At 37.3% G+C, this 20,577-nt stretch carries 14 protein-coding genes; 3 read left to right on the top strand and 11 right to left on the bottom strand.

The genetic code is table 11. The annotated features are described in order from the left end of the window. Positions 1 to 48: 48 nt before the first annotated feature. Positions 49 to 1,533: a glutamate synthase small subunit gene (gene gltD / locus MKY29_RS08570; protein ID WP_340879522.1), complete on the bottom strand. Its 1,485-nt coding sequence runs from the start codon at positions 1,531 to 1,533 to the stop codon at positions 49 to 51. Positions 1,534 to 1,550: 17 nt separating this feature from the next. Beyond that, the gene (gene gltB / locus MKY29_RS08565; protein ID WP_090561631.1) at positions 1,551 to 6,083 is read right to left on the bottom strand and encodes a glutamate synthase large subunit; all 4,533 of its coding nucleotides are present in this window, start codon (positions 6,081 to 6,083) and stop codon (positions 1,551 to 1,553) included. A gap of 121 nt (positions 6,084 to 6,204) precedes the next feature. On the opposite strand from gltB, the gene MKY29_RS08560 reads away from it, so the two are divergent. Beyond that, positions 6,205 to 7,107: a LysR family transcriptional regulator gene (locus tag MKY29_RS08560; protein WP_090561633.1), complete on the top strand. Its 903-nt coding sequence runs from the start codon at positions 6,205 to 6,207 to the stop codon at positions 7,105 to 7,107. Positions 7,108 to 7,262: 155 nt separating this feature from the next. Here MKY29_RS08560 and MKY29_RS08555 read toward each other — a convergent pair whose 3' ends face one another. The 6 genes from MKY29_RS08555 to MKY29_RS08530 all read right to left on the bottom strand — a co-directional run bounded on the left by MKY29_RS08555 (position 7,263) and on the right by MKY29_RS08530 (position 13,653). Then, complete coding sequence (locus MKY29_RS08555; RefSeq protein WP_090561635.1) at positions 7,263 to 8,033, bottom strand: DUF2935 domain-containing protein; 771 nt, start codon at positions 8,031 to 8,033, stop codon at positions 7,263 to 7,265. A gap of 375 nt (positions 8,034 to 8,408) precedes the next feature. Further along, positions 8,409 to 8,957, bottom strand: a complete 549-nt coding sequence (locus MKY29_RS08550) for an NADPH-dependent FMN reductase (protein WP_090561637.1) — start codon at positions 8,955 to 8,957, stop codon at positions 8,409 to 8,411. Between the two features lie 162 nt (positions 8,958 to 9,119). Beyond that, positions 9,120 to 10,496: a GntT/GntP/DsdX family permease gene (locus MKY29_RS08545; RefSeq protein WP_090561639.1), complete on the bottom strand. Its 1,377-nt coding sequence runs from the start codon at positions 10,494 to 10,496 to the stop codon at positions 9,120 to 9,122. Positions 10,497 to 10,570: 74 nt separating this feature from the next. Then, a complete protein-coding gene (pdxA, locus tag MKY29_RS08540; protein ID WP_090561641.1) occupies positions 10,571 to 11,584 on the bottom strand; it encodes a 4-hydroxythreonine-4-phosphate dehydrogenase PdxA in 1,014 nt (337 codons plus the stop codon). 3 nt (positions 11,585 to 11,587) lie between these two features. Continuing rightward, complete coding sequence (locus tag MKY29_RS08535; RefSeq protein ID WP_340879521.1) at positions 11,588 to 12,889, bottom strand: four-carbon acid sugar kinase family protein; 1,302 nt, start codon at positions 12,887 to 12,889, stop codon at positions 11,588 to 11,590. Then, positions 12,886 to 13,653: a DeoR/GlpR family DNA-binding transcription regulator gene (locus MKY29_RS08530; protein WP_090561646.1), complete on the bottom strand. Its 768-nt coding sequence runs from the start codon at positions 13,651 to 13,653 to the stop codon at positions 12,886 to 12,888. Before MKY29_RS08530 ends, MKY29_RS08535 begins: the two co-directional genes overlap by 4 nt. 303 nt (positions 13,654 to 13,956) lie before the next feature. Here MKY29_RS08530 and ilvA point away from each other — a divergent pair, with 303 nt between their 5' ends. Together ilvA and MKY29_RS08520 are read left to right on the top strand one after the other, a co-directional pair. After that, the gene (gene ilvA, locus MKY29_RS08525; RefSeq protein WP_340879520.1) at positions 13,957 to 15,219 is read left to right on the top strand and encodes a threonine ammonia-lyase IlvA; all 1,263 of its coding nucleotides are present in this window, start codon (positions 13,957 to 13,959) and stop codon (positions 15,217 to 15,219) included. 163 nt (positions 15,220 to 15,382) lie between these two features. After that, entirely contained in the window at positions 15,383 to 16,864 is a 1,482-nt protein-coding gene (locus tag MKY29_RS08520) for a catalase (RefSeq protein ID WP_340879519.1), read from the top strand. 432 nt (positions 16,865 to 17,296) lie between these two features. On the opposite strand, the gene MKY29_RS08515 is transcribed toward MKY29_RS08520, so the two are convergent. From MKY29_RS08515 to MKY29_RS08505, 3 genes are all read right to left on the bottom strand, one after another. After that, a protein-coding gene (locus MKY29_RS08515) for an IS3 family transposase (protein WP_340878887.1) occupies positions 17,297 to 18,630 on the bottom strand; the annotation gives its coding sequence in 2 pieces (ribosomal slippage) (positions 17,297 to 18,243 and positions 18,243 to 18,630; 1,335 coding nt in all). A 113-nt stretch (positions 18,631 to 18,743) separates the two neighbouring features. Further along, positions 18,744 to 19,541, bottom strand: coding sequence for an ABC transporter ATP-binding protein (locus MKY29_RS08510; RefSeq protein WP_241598868.1), 798 nt, complete (start codon positions 19,539 to 19,541; stop codon positions 18,744 to 18,746). Next, on the bottom strand, positions 19,534 to 20,565 hold the full coding sequence (locus MKY29_RS08505) for an ABC transporter permease (RefSeq protein ID WP_340879518.1): 1,032 nt from the start codon (positions 20,563 to 20,565) through the stop codon (positions 19,534 to 19,536). The genes MKY29_RS08510 and MKY29_RS08505 overlap by 8 nt, the downstream gene beginning before the upstream one ends. Positions 20,566 to 20,577 lie beyond the last annotated feature (12 nt).

Below are 20,577 nucleotides of genomic sequence, written 5' to 3'. Positions count from 1 at the left end.
GGCAAAAACGGAACAAAAACTTTAGTTCGCTAGCACAGTAAAAACCGGTCATGAGACTATGACCGGTTTTTTACTAACATATTCATCTACTCGTTTAGCTACTTCTTGGCCTTCTTTAATAGCCCAAACAATTAGGCTTTGTCCTCTTCTTGCATCACCAGCTGTAAAGACTCCCTCAACGTTTGTTAAGTAGTCTTTTGAAGATGCAGCAATCTTTTTATTGGTAATTCGTACACCTAATTGGTCTGCTAAAGTAGTTTCTGCTCCTTCAAAGCCAATAGCGATAAATACATACTGAGCAGGCCATACTTTTTCTGTACCTGGCACTTCTTTAAAAAAGTAGAACCCATCTTCACCAAGAATTTTTTCCATTTGAATGGTATGCAATTCTTTTAAATTGCCATTTGCATCCGCGATGATTTTCTTCGTTTGAATTAAATACTCTCTTGGATCTTTTCCAAACTTTGCATCAGCTTCTTCGTAAGCATATTCTAGTTTAAAAATAGTTGGGTCAGTTGGCCATTGATTATCTTCCGCACGTGTTAATGGAAGTTGTGGATGCTTACCAAATTGAACTACACTACGGCACTTTTGTCGAAGGGCCGTCGCCACACAATCGGCACCCGTATCTCCTCCACCAATAACTATGACATCTTTACCTTTTGTATTGATAAACTGGTCATCCTTAAAATTTGAATCTAACAAACTTTTAGTAGTCGTAGTAAGATAATCCATCGCAAGATGTATTCCTTTAGATTCGTTACCCTCCATGTGAAGAACACGTTGTTTTTGAGCTCCAATACACAAGATTACTGCATCGTACTGTTCCTTTAAATAGTCGGCTGAGATATCCACCCCAACTTCTGTATTAAGTACAAAATCAATTCCTTCTTGCTGGAGCAATTGAATTCGACGTTCAACAATATCTTTTTCCAGTTTCATATTTGGAATCCCATACATGAGAAGTCCCCCCGCTCGGTCTGCACGTTCGAAAACTGTAACAGAATGACCTGCCTGATTGAGGTCATCTGCACTTGCAAGACCAGCAGGGCCAGAGCCGATAATAGCAATCTTCTTACCAGTTCTCGATATAGGAATTCTAGGGGCTATCCATCCATTCTCAAATCCTTTATCGATAATAGTGCGCTCAATATTTTTTATGGAAACTGCTGGATCTGAAATAGCCAAAGTACACGAACCTTCGCATGGTGCAGGACAGACTCTTCCAGTAAACTCCGGAAAATTATTTGTCATTTGTAAACGCTCAAGCGCTTCTCTCCATTGTCCTTTGTATACTAAATCATTCCATTCGGGAATCAAGTTATTAATAGGACAACCTGAAGTCGCACCCCTTACCTCTATTCCCATATGACAAAACGGAGTCCCGCAGTCCATACATCTTGCGCCTTGCTTTTGTAGAGACTCATCAGTTAATTTAGCTGAGTATTCCTTCCAGTTATTAATACGTTTGAGAGGGGCCACCTCTTTACCTTTTTCACGCTTATATTCCATAAATCCTGTAGGTTTTCCCATTAGTATCTCCCCTCTCCTTATTTTTTTGCTAGAACTTTCGTTTCTTGTTTCGTCACATTTGAAGTTGCCAAAAATGCTTGCATGGCAGCAGCATCATCTGTTAAGCCTTGAATTTTAAATGACTGAATCCTATCCACCATTTTTTTATAGTCATTTGGTACAACCTTCACAAATTTACTAGCTGCATCATCCCAGTTATCTAATAAATTCATCGCTTTTGTACTCTTCGTGTAATAATAATGATCCATTATTAATTGTCGTAAAGCATGTAGTTCATCTGTTGTTTGAATTTGTTCAAATCCAATCATTTCTGTATTACATTTTTCTTTAAACCCGCTCACATCATCGACAAGAACATATGCTATTCCTCCAGACATTCCTGCTCCGAAATTCTTCCCTACATCACCTAAAATGACAGCACGGCCACCTGTCATGTATTCACATCCGTGGTCACCAATACCCTCCACGACTACATCTACTCCACTATTTCGAACTGCAAAGCGCTCCCCAGCACGTCCATTTATAAATACAGTTCCGCTTGTTGCCCCGTAAAGCGCGACATTTCCAGCAATTACATTTTGTTCAGCCTTACCTTGTATAGGTGCTGTAACAATTAGTTTTCCACCTGATAATCCTTTTCCAAAATAGTCATTTACATCGCCTGTAATATACATCGACATTCCTTTTGGTATAAATGCACCAAAGCTTTGCCCTGCCGCTCCGGTAAATCTTAAAACGATCGAATCATCCGGTAACCCTTGTGCACCGTATTTTTTAGAAATTTCACTTCCAATTACTGTTCCTACAACACGCTCTCTGTTAGTTATAGGGAAATATAGCTCCGCCTTCGATTGAGTTTCTATTACTTTTTTCAATTTCGGCAGTAAAACTCTCATGTCAAATGATTCATCAATTTTATGATCTTGCTGTGACTTCCAAGTTCTCGTACCTTCTGGTTGGAATAATAGGGCATCTAAATTTAGTTGTTTTGCTTTCCAGTGCGATTTGGCACGCTCACTAATCTCTAATACATCTGTTCGACCTACCATTTCTTCCACTGTTCTAAATCCTAATAATGCCATGTATTCTCTAACTTCTTCCGCTACAAATTTCATAAAGTTTACTACATATTCTGCTGTTCCTGTAAATTTATCACGTAACTCTGGATTTTGTGTGGCTATCCCAACTGGACAAGTATCTAAATGACATGCACGCATCATAATACAACCCATTACAATAAGAGGTGCTGTTGCGAATCCATACTCTTCTGCACCAAGTAGAGCTGCCATTACAACATCTTTACCGGTCATTAATTTCCCGTCAGTTTCTAACACTACACGATCGCGTAAACCATTTAACATTAACGTTTGATGTGCTTCAGCAAGTCCTAGTTCCCAAGGAAGCCCGGTATGCTTAATGCTTGTTTTAGGTGATGCACCTGTTCCACCATCATACCCACTAATTACAATTACATCAGCCGCTCCTTTTGCTACACCAGCAGCGATTGTGCCTACTCCCGATTTTGCTACAAGTTTCACACTAATCCTTGCTGCCCTATTTGAATTTTTTAAATCATGGATAAGTTGGGCCATATCTTCAATGGAATAAATATCATGATGTGGCGGTGGAGAGATTAAGCCAACCCCAGTTGTAGAACCACGGACATCTGCAACCCAAGGATATACTTTGTTGCCTGGTAATTGACCACCTTCTCCTGGTTTTGCACCTTGTGCCATTTTAATCTGTAATTCATTTGCTTGAACAAGATAATGACTTTTCACACCAAATCGTCCTGATGCAATTTGTTTAATAGCGCTTCTTCGGCTATCACCATTAGCATCTAGCTCATAACGGCTCGGATGCTCTCCACCTTCTCCACTATTGCTTTTCCCACCGATTCGATTCATCGCAATAGCCAATGTTTCGTGTGCCTCTTGACTTAATGATCCATAAGACATGGCACCTGTTTTAAAGCGTTTAACTATATTATCAACAGATTCCACTTCCTCAAGAGGGATACTTTTAATTCCTTTATCGAAAGTGAAAAGATTTCTTAAAAATCCAATTCGTTCCTCATTTGCCATCTCTGCATATTGTCTATATAATCCATAATCTCCTCTTCTAGTTGCCCATTGAAGTGTATGAATTGTTTTAGGATTGAATGCATGATGTTCTCCAGTACTTCTCCACTGAAAATCACTACCTGATTCTAAAGATTTATCTGAAGCAATAACTGCTTGTTCATGCCTATTAACAGTTTCCATTGCAATAGTTGATAAATCGATTCCACCAAGTTGTGATACTGTACCTGTAAAATAACGCTCAATAACGTCTTTACTTATACCAACAGCTTCAAATATTTGTGCGCCTCGATAACTTTGGACAGTAGAAATCCCCATTTTGGACATGACCTTAACTACACCATCTGCAATTCCTTTACTATATTTAGCGACAGCCTCTGAATAACTACTCGTTATATGTCCATCTTGGATAGCCTCTCCAATCGTCGCATAAGCAAGATAAGGATTGATAGCATCTACACCAAATCCGATAAGTGCAGCAAACTGATGTACCTCTCGCACTTCCCCAGATTCCACAATAATACTTATTTTCGTACGATTTCCATTACGCAATAAATGTTGGTGTACATGACTTGCTGCTAATAATACAGGAATTGTTTGCTGCTGTTTGGAGATCGATCTATCCGAAAGTATAAATAGGCAGGATCCTTCTTCTACCAATTCATCCACTTTTTTTGTTAGAAGATCTAAATCTAATTCTAAATCTTCTGACATATCAAGTGAAAGAACAGCACTTGTAAATGTTTTTATTTTACTCTCTTTTAATTGTGCTAATTGACTATTTGTTAATATAGGTGTATCTAAGAAAATTCGTTTCGCATTAGTTGCGTTCGGATGTAATAAATCCCCTTCCGCTCCAAGCAGTGTCATCGTTGAAGTTACAATATGTTCTCTAATAGAGTCAATTGGAGGATTAGTAACCTGGGCAAAAAGCTGTTTAAAATAATTGAACAATGACTGAGGTCGATCAGATAATACCGCTAATGGTGTGTCATTCCCCATCGACCCGATTGGATCCTTACCATCCATTGCAATAGGAATTATATACTTATGCACATCTTCAAATGTATAACCAAATGCTTTTTGTCGAAATAACAAATCATCTATTTGTTCAACTTTTTCCTTAGTTACTGGAAGCTTATACATATTTTCTGTTAACCATTGTTGATAAGGCTGAGCTTGCGCCATCTCTGTTTTTATTTGTTCGTCAGAAATTATCCTACCTTCTTCCAGATCAACTAACAGCATTCTACCAGGGCTTAGACGTTCTTTATATAGAATTTTTTCTTCATCTATGTCCACTACTCCAACTTCAGAAGAGAACACAATATAATCATCTTTCGTAACTAGGTAACGAGCAGGTCGCAATCCATTACGATCTAAAATAGCTCCTATTTGTTTTCCGTTAGTGAAGGAAATTGCTGTTGGACCATCCCACGGTTCCATTAAACTGCTATGATATGCATAGAAAGCTTTTTTTTCCTCTGTAATATGCGGATTCTCAGTCCAAGGCTCTGGAATAAGCATCATAGCAGTATGGGCTGGTGTTCTGCCAGCTAAAACAAATAATTCAAATGCATTGTCTAGCATGGAAGAATCACTCCCATTTGTATCAATAATGGGTAGTAATTTTGCTAGATCATCACCAAATGCTTTTGATACAAATTGTTTTTCTCGAGCTTTCATCCAGTTGATATTTCCACGTAATGTGTTGATTTCACCGTTGTGGACAATATATCGATTAGGATGTGCACGCTCCCAGCTTGGAAACGTATTAGTACTATAGCGAGAATGCACAAGTGAAAATGCAGAAGTGAATAATTCGTCCTGCAAATCGATATAAAATAAATCGACTTCTTCTGGAGTAAGCAGTCCTTTATATACGATCGTTTGACTAGAAAGACTCGCACAATAGAATTTTAGGCCATGACGTTCTGCCCAATGTTCAGCTTGTTTACGAATAATATATAATTTGCGTTCAAAAGCTAAAGATTCCATTTCGTCATTCGATTGTATAAAAACTTGTCGAATAAAGGGTGCCGTTTCCTTCGATTTATCACTTAACTCACTTGTATCAATTGGTACAGTTCTCCAACCAATGAGAACTTGCCCTTCCGCAACTATCAATTCGTTTATTTTTTGTTCTATTAATTTGCGTTCATCAGAATCGTTTGTGAAAAATAACATACCTACTCCGTACTTCCCTTTTTCGGGTAAGACCCATTCGTTACAAACAACCCGAAAGAAAATATCAGGTATTTGAACCATTAATCCAGCTCCGTCACCTGTTTTACCATCGCCACCTCTCCCAGCGCGATGCTCTAAACGACATAACATCTCAAGTCCTTTTTTTACGATATCGTGTGTTGCATTACCTTTTATATTTGCGTATAAACCTATCCCACATGCGTCATGTTCAAAAGACGGGTCATACATACCTTGTGCTTGTGGTAGTTGGTGAAATGTCATGTTTATACCTCCCTTTAAACTGAAAAAGTGTCTTAGGAATATTGTATGTTTTCAAAATAATATAAACAATATATAATTTGGATATAAATCATCTAATATTGAGATAGATAAGGAGAATACGATGGAACTACGCCAATTGAGATACTTTATAGAAGTTGCAGAAAGAGAACATATATCGGAGGCAGCGATCCATTTACATGTTGCACAGTCTGCTGTCAGTAGACAGATAGCTAATTTAGAAGATGAACTAGGGGTCCAATTATTTGAGCGAATTGGTAGAAATGTAAAATTAACACCAATCGGTAAGATTTTCTTGGAGCATAGTGTCTCTGCAATTAAGGCAATTGACTTTGCAAAGAAACAAATTGATGAATACTTAGACCCAGAAAAAGGTACTATTAAAATAGGTTTTCCTACTAGTTTAGCTGGTCACTTATTGCCAACAGTAATTTCTGCTTTCAAAAGTGAGCATCCAAATGTGGCTTTTCATTTGCGCCAAGGATCATACACTTACTTAATAGAAGCAGTTAAGAATCGAGAGATTAACTTGGCGTTTTTAGGTCCTCTACCTCCTAAAGATAGTATTTTGAATAACACGATTCTATTTACCGAGAACTTCTCTGTTCTTTTGAATGCAAACCATCCATTTGCTAAAAAAGATAAGATTCCTCTCATTGATTTACGAAACGAGGATTTTGTACTATTCCCTGAGGGATACATTATGCAGAAGTTAGTTGTCGAGGCATGTAATTCTGTTGGTTTCACACCAAAAGTTTCTTCTGAAGGTGAAGATATGGATGCAATCAAAGGATTAGTTGCGGCAGGAATAGGACTAACACTACTACCTGAAAGTACCTTCTATGACTCTACACCTAGATTCACAAAAAAAATACCAATTGAATTGCCTAATATACGAAGAACAGTAGGAATTATTAGCCCAGCTACACGGAATCTCTCCCCCTCTGAAAAGGTTTTTCATGATTTTGTAGTACAATTTTTCTCGCTTCTGGGCCAATATCAATAGATTATCAATTCTTTTAACTAATAGCACAACCTGTTCCTACGATAAACGAAAAGAGCGATGCCTTTTAAAGCATCGCAACTAATCTTGATAAATATAGGACTGGACGTTACAGAAGGCTAACAATCATAATTCAATGGTATTCCATTCACGAAAGTTTACATGTTCTCTACATTTGAGGATTCTGCCACCTTGGTTAAATAATATTTTTCTTCTCTTGCCATATGGTCTGCCATTGAAACGGTAAAAGTCCCAAGTACTTCTGCACTAAGTTCCATTTCTTCTAGTTCATTTAAAAAAGTTAAAAATAAATCCATTTCTACTTCTACATTATCATTAAATCTACTTAATGCTGGAAACTTGTTGATATTTGTGCGTAGGTAACCAGTCAATTCAACCGCTTTTATATAAAACTGATCAAAATGCTTGGCAAAGGTTCGACTTTTTTCCTTTAGTCTTTTTTCTACATCATCCATTCGAGCATCGATTGCTCCAGCATGACCGGAAGCGTCCATGAGCCAAATTAAATGATGGTGCAATTCGTGAAAAATTGGTGGTACTTCACCTTTTTCCAGGTAGCTTAATACCAGTTGATACTCTTCTAATTCATTAACCATATGACTCAAGAAAGTAGGCGTGAGGTGGATACCCATGTCCCCTAGTAAATGTCTTTTAATAATAGATAGTTTAAATGATTTTAGTTGTTCCACATACTCTGCGGCAATACTCGCGAAGGAAATGGCATTTGCTTCATTCAAAGAATTTACTTGAGGAAGAAGTTGATCGAACTGCTGGATAAAATAAGTTGCCTTTGCGATGTCCTCCTTCTGTGAAGGATAAAGAGAATCATGAATAAAGCGAGAATGGTCTCCTAGCACCCGAAGCCAAAACTGATGTTCAAAGACAGCACTTTTCAAATAATTTTCCAATCCGAATACATCTCCTTTAATTTTACCTCTACTACACTTTATTCATATCAAATAGTATTATTAATGAAATTATGTGTAACCCAAAATGTCCTTTAGCCTCTATAAAATAAATTTGCATAAAGAGGCGGGGACAGAAGTAGAAATTTTATTGGATATGGAGAAACCTTTACTAAATAATGGATATTTAATCAAATTGATTGGAATGGAGGGGCGACTCCTACGGGAATAGCGTGATGCTTGAGACTACAGGCTCAGGCCACGCCCGTGGAAAGCGTCCCTGTAATGGAAATCAGTTTTGTGCATAGCAAAAAAACAGCATTTTTCTCAGAGAGAAAAATGCTGTTTTGGGGGTTCTGTCCCAGCCTCTTAACATACTTATTTAACTTTGTTATAGAATTCCACAAAATTATTAACGACTTGATCTAAGAAATCACTTGTCGCTTGGTCTGTGATTTCATTTTGTTCATTTATCTTTGTATGAATAGCTCCAATATATACTTCATTGCCTGGCAGTAATTTTGGTTGAAGAGTCGGGTTGGAGATAATTTCTCTTAAATGCATTTGCGCACGTACACTACCTAGTACACCCATAGAAGATCCTACGATAAAAGTTGGTTTGTCTTTAAGGTCATGTCCACTGCGTGACATCCAGTCAATCGCATTTTTCAATGCGCCCGGAATAGAGAAGTTATACTCTGGAACTGCAAATAGTACAGCTTCTGAATTACGAACTTTCATCTTAAATTCCATTGCTCCTTTTGGAGGATTCTCTTCTATATCTGCACTAAACATTTCTACATCATTAATGGATACTATTTGAATATCCAATTGCTCGGAATAACGTTTTTTTATGTACTCCACTAGTTTTAAATTGTATGAACCTTTTCTATTACTTCCTATAATAGCCGCTACTTTAATTGTCATTTGAACATCTCCTCTTTCTCAGTTGTTTAAGGAATTGGTAATGTTTACTTACGGTTGTTAGTATATCACTATAATTCAAAATTATGCTGAGATTTACTCATTCACATCCATAAAAAATAAGATCGCTAATATTTTAGCGATCTTATTCCAATAGTAATATTTTTAACCCACGATAGCATTAGCGGTTACTAACATGATTAATGCAGTTAACCAAGCTAACGTTGTAGGAACCGACCAAACTAAAACCTGTTCCTTCAATTTAGTAATACCAAGCATACGGTTAACAACCCAGAACATGGAATCGTTAAAGTATGAGAATAGCATTGCACCTAATGCGGCTGCTTGAGCAGCAAGAGCTAAGTTGACATCTAAATTCGCTAAAATTGGCGCCGATATTGAAGCTGCAGTAATCATTGCAACTGTCCCACTACCTTGTATTAATCGTACAATAGAAGCAATGAAGAATGGAATTAATATTGCTGGAAGCGGCAATCCTGCAATAATTTCCGCAAGATAGTCACCAGTACCACTATCACGTAAAACAGTACCTAAAGCACCACCGGCACCAGTAACTAGTAAGATAATACCTGCTGTTGTCATACCTTCTTCCATTCTGTCCAACGCTTCTTCACGCTTCATATAATTAGCCAAGCCGTAAATAGCTGCTACTAATCCTAGAGCTAAAGCGATAATTGGTTGACCTAAGAACAATACGTAATCCCAAGCTCCACCTGTAAATTCCAAAGCAGACAAAGTTGTGTTTAAGAATATTAAAATAATTGGTAATAAAATTGGGAAAAACGATTTAAATAAACCAGGAAGTTCTTTCTCACGATCATGCGATGCTGCTAAGAAATCATGATACACTACTTCAGATGAATCTTTACGAACAAATCCTTCTCCATCTTCTTCTGGTAATTGATAGATTCGTTTCCCAAGCCACTTTGCATATAATACTCCTACAATGATAATAGGCACTGCAAAAATGAGACCCCAAAATATCATTTCCCCAATATCTACACCAAAAATACCCGCAACTCCTAATGGTCCTGGAGTTGGTGGAACTGCATGGTGAGTTGCCACCAATCCAATTGCAAGTGCAACTCCAAGTGTAACTACTGATTTACCAGTTTTACGCGATAAAGATTTAACTAAAGGATTTAAAATAACAAACGCTGAATCTACAAAAATTGGAATCGAAACGATATAACCAGCAATTGCCATTGCCCATTCTTCTTTTTTCTTACCAACTAGTCGTATTAATGAATATGCAAGTTTTTCTGCTGCACCAGTAACTTCTAAAATACGGCCCATCATTACCCCTAAACCTACTACTATACCAATAGAGGCTAACGTATTTCCAAAACCAGAGGTAATTGAGTTTACGACTTTAAGCGGCTCCATTCCTCCTATTAATCCGGTAATTGACGCAGCAATTATTAAGGCTAAGAAAGCATGAATTTTAGTTTTTAAAACAAGTAAAATAAGAACTGTAATACCAATTGCTAAACCAAGTAACATTTGCATTTCTAAAGTCATTCCCATGTAACCCCTTTCAAAACTCTATTTTTAAAATAGAAGGAAAGTAAATTACTTTCCTTCTATTATATTACTTACAATGATTCACGAGTAAATTTCGGCGCATACTCTGCAGCAAGTTTGATACACTCGTACATACTTACTTCAGAAGCAATGTTTTTCCAAGCAATATCAAATGCTGTACCATGATCAACAGATGTACGCAGGAAAGGAAGCCCATTTGTAATAGATATCGTACGGTGGAAATCCGTCATCTTCGCAGCTATATGACCTTGATCGTGATATAGAGAAAGAACCGCATCATATTTACCATGAAGTGCTTGGAAGAAAACTGAATCTGCTGGTACCGGACCATAGGCATCGATTCCATCTGCTTTCGCAAGCTCAACTCCCGGTTTAATTTCTTCTACTTCTTCCATTCCAAATAGACCGCCTTCACCTGCATGAGGATTTAATCCTGCAACTGCAAGCTTACGATTTTCAACTCCAAGACGTTGCAGAGCTTTGTCACATCTATTTAAATAGTCACGAACTCTTTCTTTTGTCATTTGTGTGATTGCTTCTGCTACTGACACATGACGAGTTAAGAAGAAAATTCGCATTCCATTTACTTGGAACATTGTTAGTGGATCAGGTGCACCACCTAAATCTTCTAACATTTCTGTATGGCCGATATAAGGAACTTTTGCTGCTTTTAATGATTCTTTATTGATCGGTGTAGTTGCAATTGCTTTAACTTCTCCAGCCATTGCAAGTTCTACTGAGCGTTTGATAAATTCAAATGCTGCTTGACCGTTTTGTGCCGAAACTTGCCCAGGCTCGAATTGTTCCATATTAATATTAGCTAAATCCATTACATCAATTGTTCCATATTCATAAGAACCTTCAGAAGGAGATGTAACAACACTAACACTTAACTTTACTCCTGTTACCTCGATTGCTTTACGAAGTATGTTCGCATCCCCAACTACTAATGGTTTACACATAGTATAAAGTTCTTCTTTTGCTAAAGATTTCACTGTTATTTCAGGACCAATACCGGCCGCATCTCCCATAGGAATCGCAATAATTTCTCTTACTGTAGTCATTTCCTAAACACTTCCTTCTTCTTTTTTGTTTGTTAAAAATCTTACACATTTATAAATAGAGTATTTATCCCCTACCATGCCACCTTTAGTGATTACAGGAATGCCATCAAAAACTCCTCCTATAAAATGACCATACGCCGCTAAAGGAAGTACTTCATCCTGCAAACCGATAGCCTGCGCTTCGCTAACAGAACATAAAGCTGCTGTTACATCTCCACCACTGGAAAACATTCCATCAATTGTGTGCTCTGTTTGGTCAATAACACTATGAGTAACCCTTGCCAAGCCTTCTGTTAAACGTTTAGCAAGTATTTCTTCCGTTACCCCTTCCCTAACGGCAATTTCTTTTAAGTTTAATTTCCCCGCACCAGGTGCATAAGTAGTGATGATTAGAACTTCTTGCTCTTCAAGTTTAATAATCGCTTCCTTCATTGCGCGCTCAATTTCATCTTCCCACGTACTACTGGTAGAAGCTAAGGCCGCCGTATTTACGTAAACCGGATCAGCGTTTTTCTTTTCAATTAAGTAATTAAGCTGTCTTCCAGTTAAAGGAGTTATACTACCAACTGTCACAATGAATTTGTTAGTCAAGACATGTTGATGCGCTTTCAAACGACTATAAGATGCGGATAATGGACCTGGATCCACTGGTACGAAAATCACACCCTCAATTGCAGCCATCGATTCCGCTATATGATCGATTTCCTCATTGGTTACAGCATCTACAACAATAATCCGATTACCAGCCTCTATTTGTCTCATCATTTCTAGATGTATACTATTTTTCCCTTTTAAAACTCTTCCTAATCCTATATGAGAAACCGGATACTGACTTTGCTCACTCATAATAGTTGGCACATGGGATATCGTAATTGGATTCATAGGATCTTTTGCAACATCAGTAGACTCCACAGGTACGCCATCTACTAATAGATAACCTCCAGATAAGATACGTCCCGAATCTGGATAAGAAGTAACTACTACTGCCACACTGTTTTCTCCTAATGCATCTAATAATGTGTCTGTTTCTACTCCAAGGTTTCCACGTACAGTACTGTCGATGCGCTTACAAAACACACTTGCTCCCCATGTTGAAAGCTGTTCGTACGCTTTTAAAACTCTTGTTTGTGCAGAACCCGGCGCGCAGTATCTGCTATCTGTATCTACACTAATGGAGGTAAATCCACCAATTGTTGGTACCTCTCCTCCAAATACTACGGAAGCGCTATTAAATCCGTTTTTAGATAACAACACCCCTGTCGCATTAGCACCAGTTAAATCGTCTGCAATAATTCCAACTTTCATTTTCTCACACCCTTTATAAAGGTAGTCATTTCGCTGTATATTTCTTCTACTTCTTCTGGTAGTGATTGATCTGTTATTATAGCCGTCACAGAATCAATACTTGCTATTTTAGCAAACGCTTTCTTTCCAAACTTCTGTGCATCTACTACTAAATAAACAACTTCACTACTGTTAATCATCTCTCTTTTAATAGAAGCCTTTTCCAACGTGGCAGACGTAATTCCTAATGTAGAATGAACTGCATGTGCACCTAAAAATAGTATGTCTACATGGATTTCTTTTAACATTTTTTCTGCATATGTTCCAAAAACGGCACCAACACCATTTTGTATTTTTCCACCAAGCATAATGACATCCACTTTACTATCCATTAATTCTGCCGCAATTTTGATATCATTTGTAACAATTGTGAGATTTTCTCTCCGTTTTAGACGTTTAGCAATCTCAAAGTTTGTTGTCCCAGAATCTAGGAATACTTTCATGCCATCTTGTACTAGCGTAGTTGCTATTTCAGCAATTTCCATTTTCTGAGGGTGTGCCTCTGAAATTTTTTGTAGATAACTCTGTTCAGCAATAATAGCCTCGGGTATTGCAGCTCCACCATGAGTTCTTATCAGTTTTTTCTGCTTTTCTAATTCATCTAAGTCTCGGCGAATTGTCATAGCAGATACATCAAGCAAATTCACTAAATCTAAAATATCTACTTTACCTTTGACGGAGAGTTCTTCAATAATGCGTTTCTTTCTTAATAATGGAGTCGTCATACAATTCTCCTTTTTATAAAAACATTTACTATGAACATATTATGTTCGTTTTCATCGATAAAGTCAACATTTTTTGTTAATTTCTCATTTTTAATGTGAATAATGAACATTAAATCGCATTTAATTGTTTAATAATTTAGAATTTTATATAAAACGCTGTTGATTTAACGATGTAGTGTGTTAAAATATAGTAATCTTTATCAATAACACCTATGCGCCATTACAGCAGTCATCTCCGCATTTAGAAGTAGGAGGCTTATTCAGACGCAAGTTAAATATAAAAATGGAGGTACCGTTCCTATTATGCAATTAACAGATACGAAATCTATACAAGTCGAGAATGTTCTTATTGCACATCAGTTTTTAAAAGATGTTGTCTACCATACTCCCCTACAAAAAAATGAATATTTATCCGAAAAGTATGGAGCATCTATTTACTTTAAACGCGAAGATTTACAACATGTCCGCTCATTTAAATTACGTGGAGCATACTATAAGATTAAAACTATTGAGGTAGAGGCAAAGGAAAAAGGGGTTGTCTGTGCCAGCGCAGGTAATCATGCACAGGGAGTCGCATATGCTTGTGCACAATTAGGAATCATTGCGAAAATTTTTATGCCATTAACCACTCCCTCACAAAAAATTGAGCAAGTGAGAATGTTTGGACGTGAGTTTGTTGAAATCATTCTTGCTGGGGATACTTTTGACGACTCTGCAGACAGTGCAACTGCTTATGCAGAATTAGAGGATAGAATTTTCATCCACCCATTTGATGATGCTGAAATCATTGCGGGTCAGGCTACTGTCGCGGTAGAAATTATGAATGACATCGATGTTCCTCTAGATTTTCTGTTTGGTAGTATAGGAGGTGGCGGATTAATATCTGGTCTTTCTACATATATAAAAAACGTCTCACCTCATACTAAAGTGATTGGCGTTGAGCCTGCAGGAGCTGCTAGTATGAAGGCTGCCTTTAATAACGAAGGCCCAGTCATGTTAGATTCAATTGATAAGTTTGTGGACGGCGCGGCAGTAAAATGTGTCGGAAATCTTTCTTATAATCTTTGCAAAAAATACGTAGATGATATTATCCTTGTACCTGAAGGAAAAGTTTGCACAACGATTTTAGATTTATATAACAAACATGCCATTATCGCAGAACCTGCTGGAGCCTTATCAGTTGCGGCATTGGATTTATACAGTGAAGAGATCAAGGGGAAATCGGTAGTTTGCGTTATCAGCGGAGGGAATAATGATATTGGTCGTATGCAAGAGATTAAAGAGAAATCATTAATCTACGAAGGATTACTCTATTATTTCATTGTAAAATTCCCTCAAAGAGCTGGAGCATTACGACAATTTCTTGATAAAGTTCTTGGACCAGATGATGATATTACGACTTTTGAGTATACAAAGAAAAACAATAAAGAAAGTGGACCGGCTCTTGTAGGTATTGAATTAAAAAATAGAAATGACTATTCTGGCATACTTTCTCGTATGAATGAGAATGGATTTTCCTTTAAGGAAGTAAATAAGGATAGTACCTTGTTTGAATTGCTAATTTAACGAAAACCTATGTAACATCAACGTTTATAACGATTGATGTTGCATTTTTTATTGTACTAAAATAAAGTTTTTTAAATCTCCACACCTCAATTCTAGCAATATATTCATCCGTTTGATATAATGATTCTTGTATTATAAATATTCTAATCTAGGGGGAAATTGAATGTCAGAAAATCAAAACAACAACAACAAATTGACAACTGCAGCGGGCGCGCCAGTAGTAGATAATCAAAACTCGCAATCAGCCGGACCACGAGGACCACTTTTATTACAAGATGTATGGTTATTAGAAAAACTAGCACATTTTGATAGAGAAGTAATTCCTGAGCGTCGTATGCACGCAAAAGGATCAGGTGCTTATGGTAAATTTACTGTAACTCATGATATTACTCAATATACTTCAGCAGCTCTTTTCTCTGAAATTGGAAAAGAAACAGAAATGTTCGTTCGTTTCTCAACTGTAGCTGGTGAACGTGGGGCAGCAGATGCTGAACGTGATATCCGTGGTTTTTCTATGCGATTCTACACTGAACAAGGTAACTGGGATCTAGTTGGTAACAACACTCCTGTATTCTTCTTCCGTGATCCACTTAATTTCCCAGATTTAAACCATGCTGTTAAACGTGACCCACGTACTAATATGCGTAGTGCTAATAATAACTGGGATTTCTGGACGTCATTACCAGAGGCTCTTCACCAAGTTACTATCGTAATGAGTGACAGAGGAATTCCGAAATCTTACCGTACAATGCATGGCTTCGGTAGTCATACATTCAGTATGATCAATGCTAATAACGAACGCGTTTGGGTAAAATTCCATATGCGCTCGCAGCAAGATATCGAAAACTTAACTGACCAAGAAGCAGTTGAAGTTGTCGGGGTAGACCGTGAAAGTCATCAACGTGATCTTTACGATAATATTGAAGAAGGTAACTTCCCTAAATGGAAAATGTACATTCAAGTAATGACTGAAGAGCAAGCTAATAATATGCCTTACAATCCATTTGACTTAACTAAAGTTTGGTACAAAAAAGACTTCCCACTAATCGAAGTTGGTGAATGGGAACTTAACCGCAATCCTGAAAACTATTTTGCAGAAGTTGAGCAAGCAGCTTTTACACCAGCTAACGTTGTGCCAGGTATTAGCTTCTCACCAGACAAAATGCTTCAAGGTCGTTTATTCTCATACGGGGACGCTCAACGTTACCGTTTAGGTGTAAACCATCACCAAATTCCAGTTAACACACCAAAATGCCCTGTACACTCTTTCCATAGAGATGGAGCGATGCGTGTTGACGGTAATAAAGGAAGCACACTTCACTATGAGCCAAACAGCTATGGTCAATGGAAAACTCAACCAGAATACAAAGAACCTCGTTTAGCACTTCAAGGAGATGCTGGTATTTGGGATTTCCGCGAAGATGATGATAACTATTATGAGCAACCTGGTAAGCTTTTCAGATTGATGAGCTCAGAGCAACAAGAAATTCTGATTGATAACACAGCACGTAATATGAATGGTGTAGAGGAATTTATTAAGATTCGTCATATCATTCACTGCTTCAAAGCTGATCCTGCTTACGGACAAGGACTTGCAGAAGCTATGGAAATTCCATGGGGTAATGTCGAAGCTGCAATGGCTTAAGAAGAAAAACTTAGAGTGGCTAGTCGTAACTAAGGTTACGACTAGCCACTTTTTTAAAAAGCAAGTATATAAAGACGTCTCGTGAACACTGGATTCATTGGAGTTAAAAGATTAAACCCCTGATTTCCGTAACAGGTGGGCGCTTTTCGCGGGGTGAGCGATGAACCATCATCTGTCTCACTAATCCCGCCGGAGTCGCCACCTTCCACTCCTATCAACTGAATGTGTTGCCCTAAACAATGTAGATTTTCTTTTAACATAGTACATTTCATTATTACTAATATTAATAAAAAAACACTTACTTGCGTTAAGAAAATAATTACTTGCGAAACAGAAAATCTATCAAATATCCAGTTACCCAAAATCACAAAAAAATAAAAGAGCAGCACTTTAGCTAAACTGTACCCTTTGTAAAGGACATTTTGAAAAAGGTTAGGCAACTTGTTGAAGCTGCTGTCTGTATTTTGCAGGCGGCAGCTTTTTTAAATTCCATTGGCCTCTATAATAATTGTAATATATCATATAACACTTCACTTCTTGTTTTACTTCTTCTAATGTTTCGCATTCTTTTATATTTGTTTCATCTTTAAAATGCCCAAAGAATGATTCTTGTGGAGCATTGTCCCAACAGTTTCCACGGCGTGACATTGACTGTCCAAGATTCATCTTTTTCACTAATTTTTGATAGGTCGGATTTGTGTAATGAAATCCCTGATCCGAATGAATAAAGGCATCATTTCGAATATGTGAATGACGACGTCTTAATTGGTGAAGTGTATCTAATGCGATGTCTAATGTAATTTTATCTGAGACTTCATACGCTAAAATTTCATTCGTCTCTGCGTCTTTAATCGTGGATAAATAAGCACGCTTTCCGCTTCTGTAGTTTAAATATGTGATATCCGTTAATAACACTTTTCCAGCCAACCCTTGTTTAAAGTTGCGCTGCAATTCGTTCGGGCATGTGCGATGTTCTTTTGTTGCTTTCGCCATGCGGCGATAGGGATTCGCTTTTCGAATTGGACAAACAATCTCAAATTTCTTCATAATGCGGCGAATACGTTTTAAGTTATATGTAATCTGGTACTGGTTTTGGAGTGTCATTTTAATTTGGCGTGCTCCTTTTTTGCGTCCTCGGAAATGATACGCCTTTAAAATGATGTTTTTCACCACCTCGTCCGAACCGCCTCTAATTGCACGTTTTTGAATGGATTTTTCATCAAAGTAATTGTAGAAACCTGATCGAGATACATCCATTACCTCGCAAAGATAACTTACCATACGCTTTAACTCATACTTTTTAATAATCTGGTTAATGAGTTCGAATTTTAATTCTGGCGCAATTTTTATTTCTTCTTCACCATCTGCCTTTCGAGTAAATCGAGCTTTTTTAGGAGTTCGTTCTCTGCCTCAAGTAATCGAGTCTTCGCTTCTAATCGTGCATACTTTTCCTCGAGACTTAGTTCTCGTTCAAGTGGGCGACCAGAACTATATTTCCGAGAATCTTCTAACCCAGTAATTCCTTGGTTTTGGTATGCTGTTTTCCATCGAGCTGCCGCTTTATGAATGCGTGTCATCCCTATCATTTCGATATCAAATCCTGCATCTTCAAAAATTTCACGCGGAAACTTCCCAAATTCATTTTCAGTAATAAATAATCGTTTAAATTCATCTGTGTACGTAATCGCTTTATTGCTTACAGCTTTTACATATGGATTCTTTTTTAGTTCTTTTTGTTGGTTAGGTGTTAAATAATTTTTAGTCATAATTTATCGCTCCGAATACTGTTTTTTTCATTATAAACAAAAAGACCCTATAAGATGACCTTTTTTAAAGTGTCTATCTTATAGGGTACAGTTTAAGCTACTCTTTAACTTTTTTATGACGATAATAGTGTTCGGTCACTCGTAAACTTTTGACCTCTAATTCGTTGGAATTCTTCCATTAGAATTTCGATTGTTAAGTTTTTCTTTTCTACTTCGCCGACCTCTAAAATAATTTGTCCTTTATCCATCATGATTAAGCGATTTCCTAAGTCTAATGCTTGTTGCATATTATGAGTTACCATTAGAGTGGTAAGATTATCTTTTTTGACCAGCTTTTCCGTTAAATTTGTTATTAATTCCGCACGAGAAGGATCAAGTGCTGCTGTATGCTCATCTAGCAATAAAATGGAAGGCTGTGTAAAGGTAGCCATCAATAAGGATAATGCCTGCCTCTCCCCGCCAGAAAGTAATCCAACCTTAGCGTTTAATCGATTTTCCAGATTTAGATGCAATCTTTCTAATGAGTGGAGAAAAAACTCTTTTCTTTGTTTATCCACACCAATTTTTAGACCTCTTTTTCTATTTCTAGAGTATGCTATTGCTAAATTTTCTTCAATTGTCATAGTAGGTGCAGTTCCCGACATCGGATCTTGAAACACTCTTCCGATAAACTGAGAACGTTTAAATTCTGGTAGTTTTGTTACATCGTTATCACCTATTGTAATTTGTCCGAAGTCTGGTGATAATGCTCCAGATACCATATTTAACATGGTAGATTTACCAGCACCATTACTACCAATAACCGTAACAAAATCCCCTACTTTTAATTCGAGATTAATTTGATCTAAAGCAATTTTCTCATCTGCGGTACTTTCATTGAAAATCTTGTTAATATTGCGTAATTTAAGCAAGGTTCTCACCCTCCTTACTTTTTATCAAAGTTTGAGACTCACGAAGTTCATGACGTTTTGCTTTCCTAATTTTTTCACGACGTTTATCAAAATACTGAGGTAAAATTAGGGCAACAATTACTATTATCGCTGTGATAAGTTTCATATCACCAGTGTCCATTATTTCCACTCGAAGTGCTAAAGCTAAAACAATTCGATAAATAATAGCACCTGCTATTACTGCAAGAGTCGTACGAACAATTGTTTTTGTACCGAAAATGGCCTCGCCTATAATTACAGATGCAAGCCCGATCACAATCATACCGATACCCAAACCTATATCCGCTGCTTTAGAATATTGAGCGAACAAAGCTCCCGAAAATGCTACTAATGCATTTGACAGTCCAAGCCCTAATATGACAAGTGTATCTGTATTAACAGAAAAACTGCGAATCATTTTTTTATTATCTCCAGTAGCCCGAATCGCCAATCCAACTTCTGTTTTTAAGAACCAATCAAAAACTAATTTTATAATAACTACTAAAATGGCAACAACAACCACTGTACCCCAAGTCTTTGGAACGAACTGTATACCCATAGAAGTTAAGAATCCATTAATCGATTCATCAATCCCTAAACTTCCCCACCAATTAAAAAACTGACTAAAAAGAGTTTCTGAATTCATTAAAGGAATATTGGGGCGTCCTACCGAGTTCTCAACAGTGAATCCCATTATCCGTAAATTAATCGAATACAAAGCAATCATCATCAATATCCCAGAAAGTAACGGATTAATCTTTCCTTTCGTGTGTAAAAGACCGGTCATACAGCCCGCTAAAAAACCAGCAACAATTGCTACAATTGTTGCAATAGCTGGATGATAACCGAGAACAATCATTGCTGCGGCAGTACCTGCACCAGTCACAAAACTACCATCCACCGTTAAATCGGGAAAATCTAACACTCGGAATGTCAAATACACGCCGAGTGCCATAATTGCATATATAAATCCTTGTTCCACTGAGCCAAAGATTGCTGAAAACATAATATATCAAAC

The sequence above is a fragment of the Psychrobacillus sp. FSL K6-2365 genome, from assembly GCF_038003165.1.
GTDB lineage: Bacteria > Bacillota > Bacilli > Bacillales_A > Planococcaceae > Psychrobacillus > Psychrobacillus psychrodurans.
The sequence above is the reverse complement of the archived record's forward strand: the minus strand, read 5'-3'. Positions and strand labels throughout refer to the sequence as shown.

Excerpts from the sequence above, each read along its gene's own strand:
- gltB (WP_090561631.1), bottom strand. The coding sequence starts at position 6,083 with ATGACATTTCACCAACTACCACAAGCACAAGGTATGTATGACCCGTCT.
- pdxA (WP_090561641.1), bottom strand. The coding sequence starts at position 11,584 with ATGACTACAGTAAGAGAAATTATTGCGATTCCTATGGGAGATGCGGCC.
- MKY29_RS08535 (WP_340879521.1), bottom strand. The coding sequence starts at position 12,889 with ATGAAAGTTGGAATTATTGCAGACGATTTAACTGGTGCTAATGCGACA.
- gltD (WP_340879522.1), bottom strand. The coding sequence starts at position 1,533 with ATGGGAAAACCTACAGGATTTATGGAATATAAGCGTGAAAAAGGTAAA.
- ilvA (WP_340879520.1), top strand. The coding sequence starts at position 13,957 with ATGCAATTAACAGATACGAAATCTATACAAGTCGAGAATGTTCTTATT.
- MKY29_RS08505 (WP_340879518.1), bottom strand. The coding sequence starts at position 20,565 with ATGTTTTCAGCAATCTTTGGCTCAGTGGAACAAGGATTTATATATGCA.
- MKY29_RS08560 (WP_090561633.1), top strand. The coding sequence starts at position 6,205 with ATGGAACTACGCCAATTGAGATACTTTATAGAAGTTGCAGAAAGAGAA.
- MKY29_RS08550 (WP_090561637.1), bottom strand. The coding sequence starts at position 8,957 with ATGACAATTAAAGTAGCGGCTATTATAGGAAGTAATAGAAAAGGTTCA.
- MKY29_RS08530 (WP_090561646.1), bottom strand. The coding sequence starts at position 13,653 with ATGACGACTCCATTATTAAGAAAGAAACGCATTATTGAAGAACTCTCC.
- MKY29_RS08520 (WP_340879519.1), top strand. The coding sequence starts at position 15,383 with ATGTCAGAAAATCAAAACAACAACAACAAATTGACAACTGCAGCGGGC.
- MKY29_RS08545 (WP_090561639.1), bottom strand. The coding sequence starts at position 10,496 with ATGACTTTAGAAATGCAAATGTTACTTGGTTTAGCAATTGGTATTACA.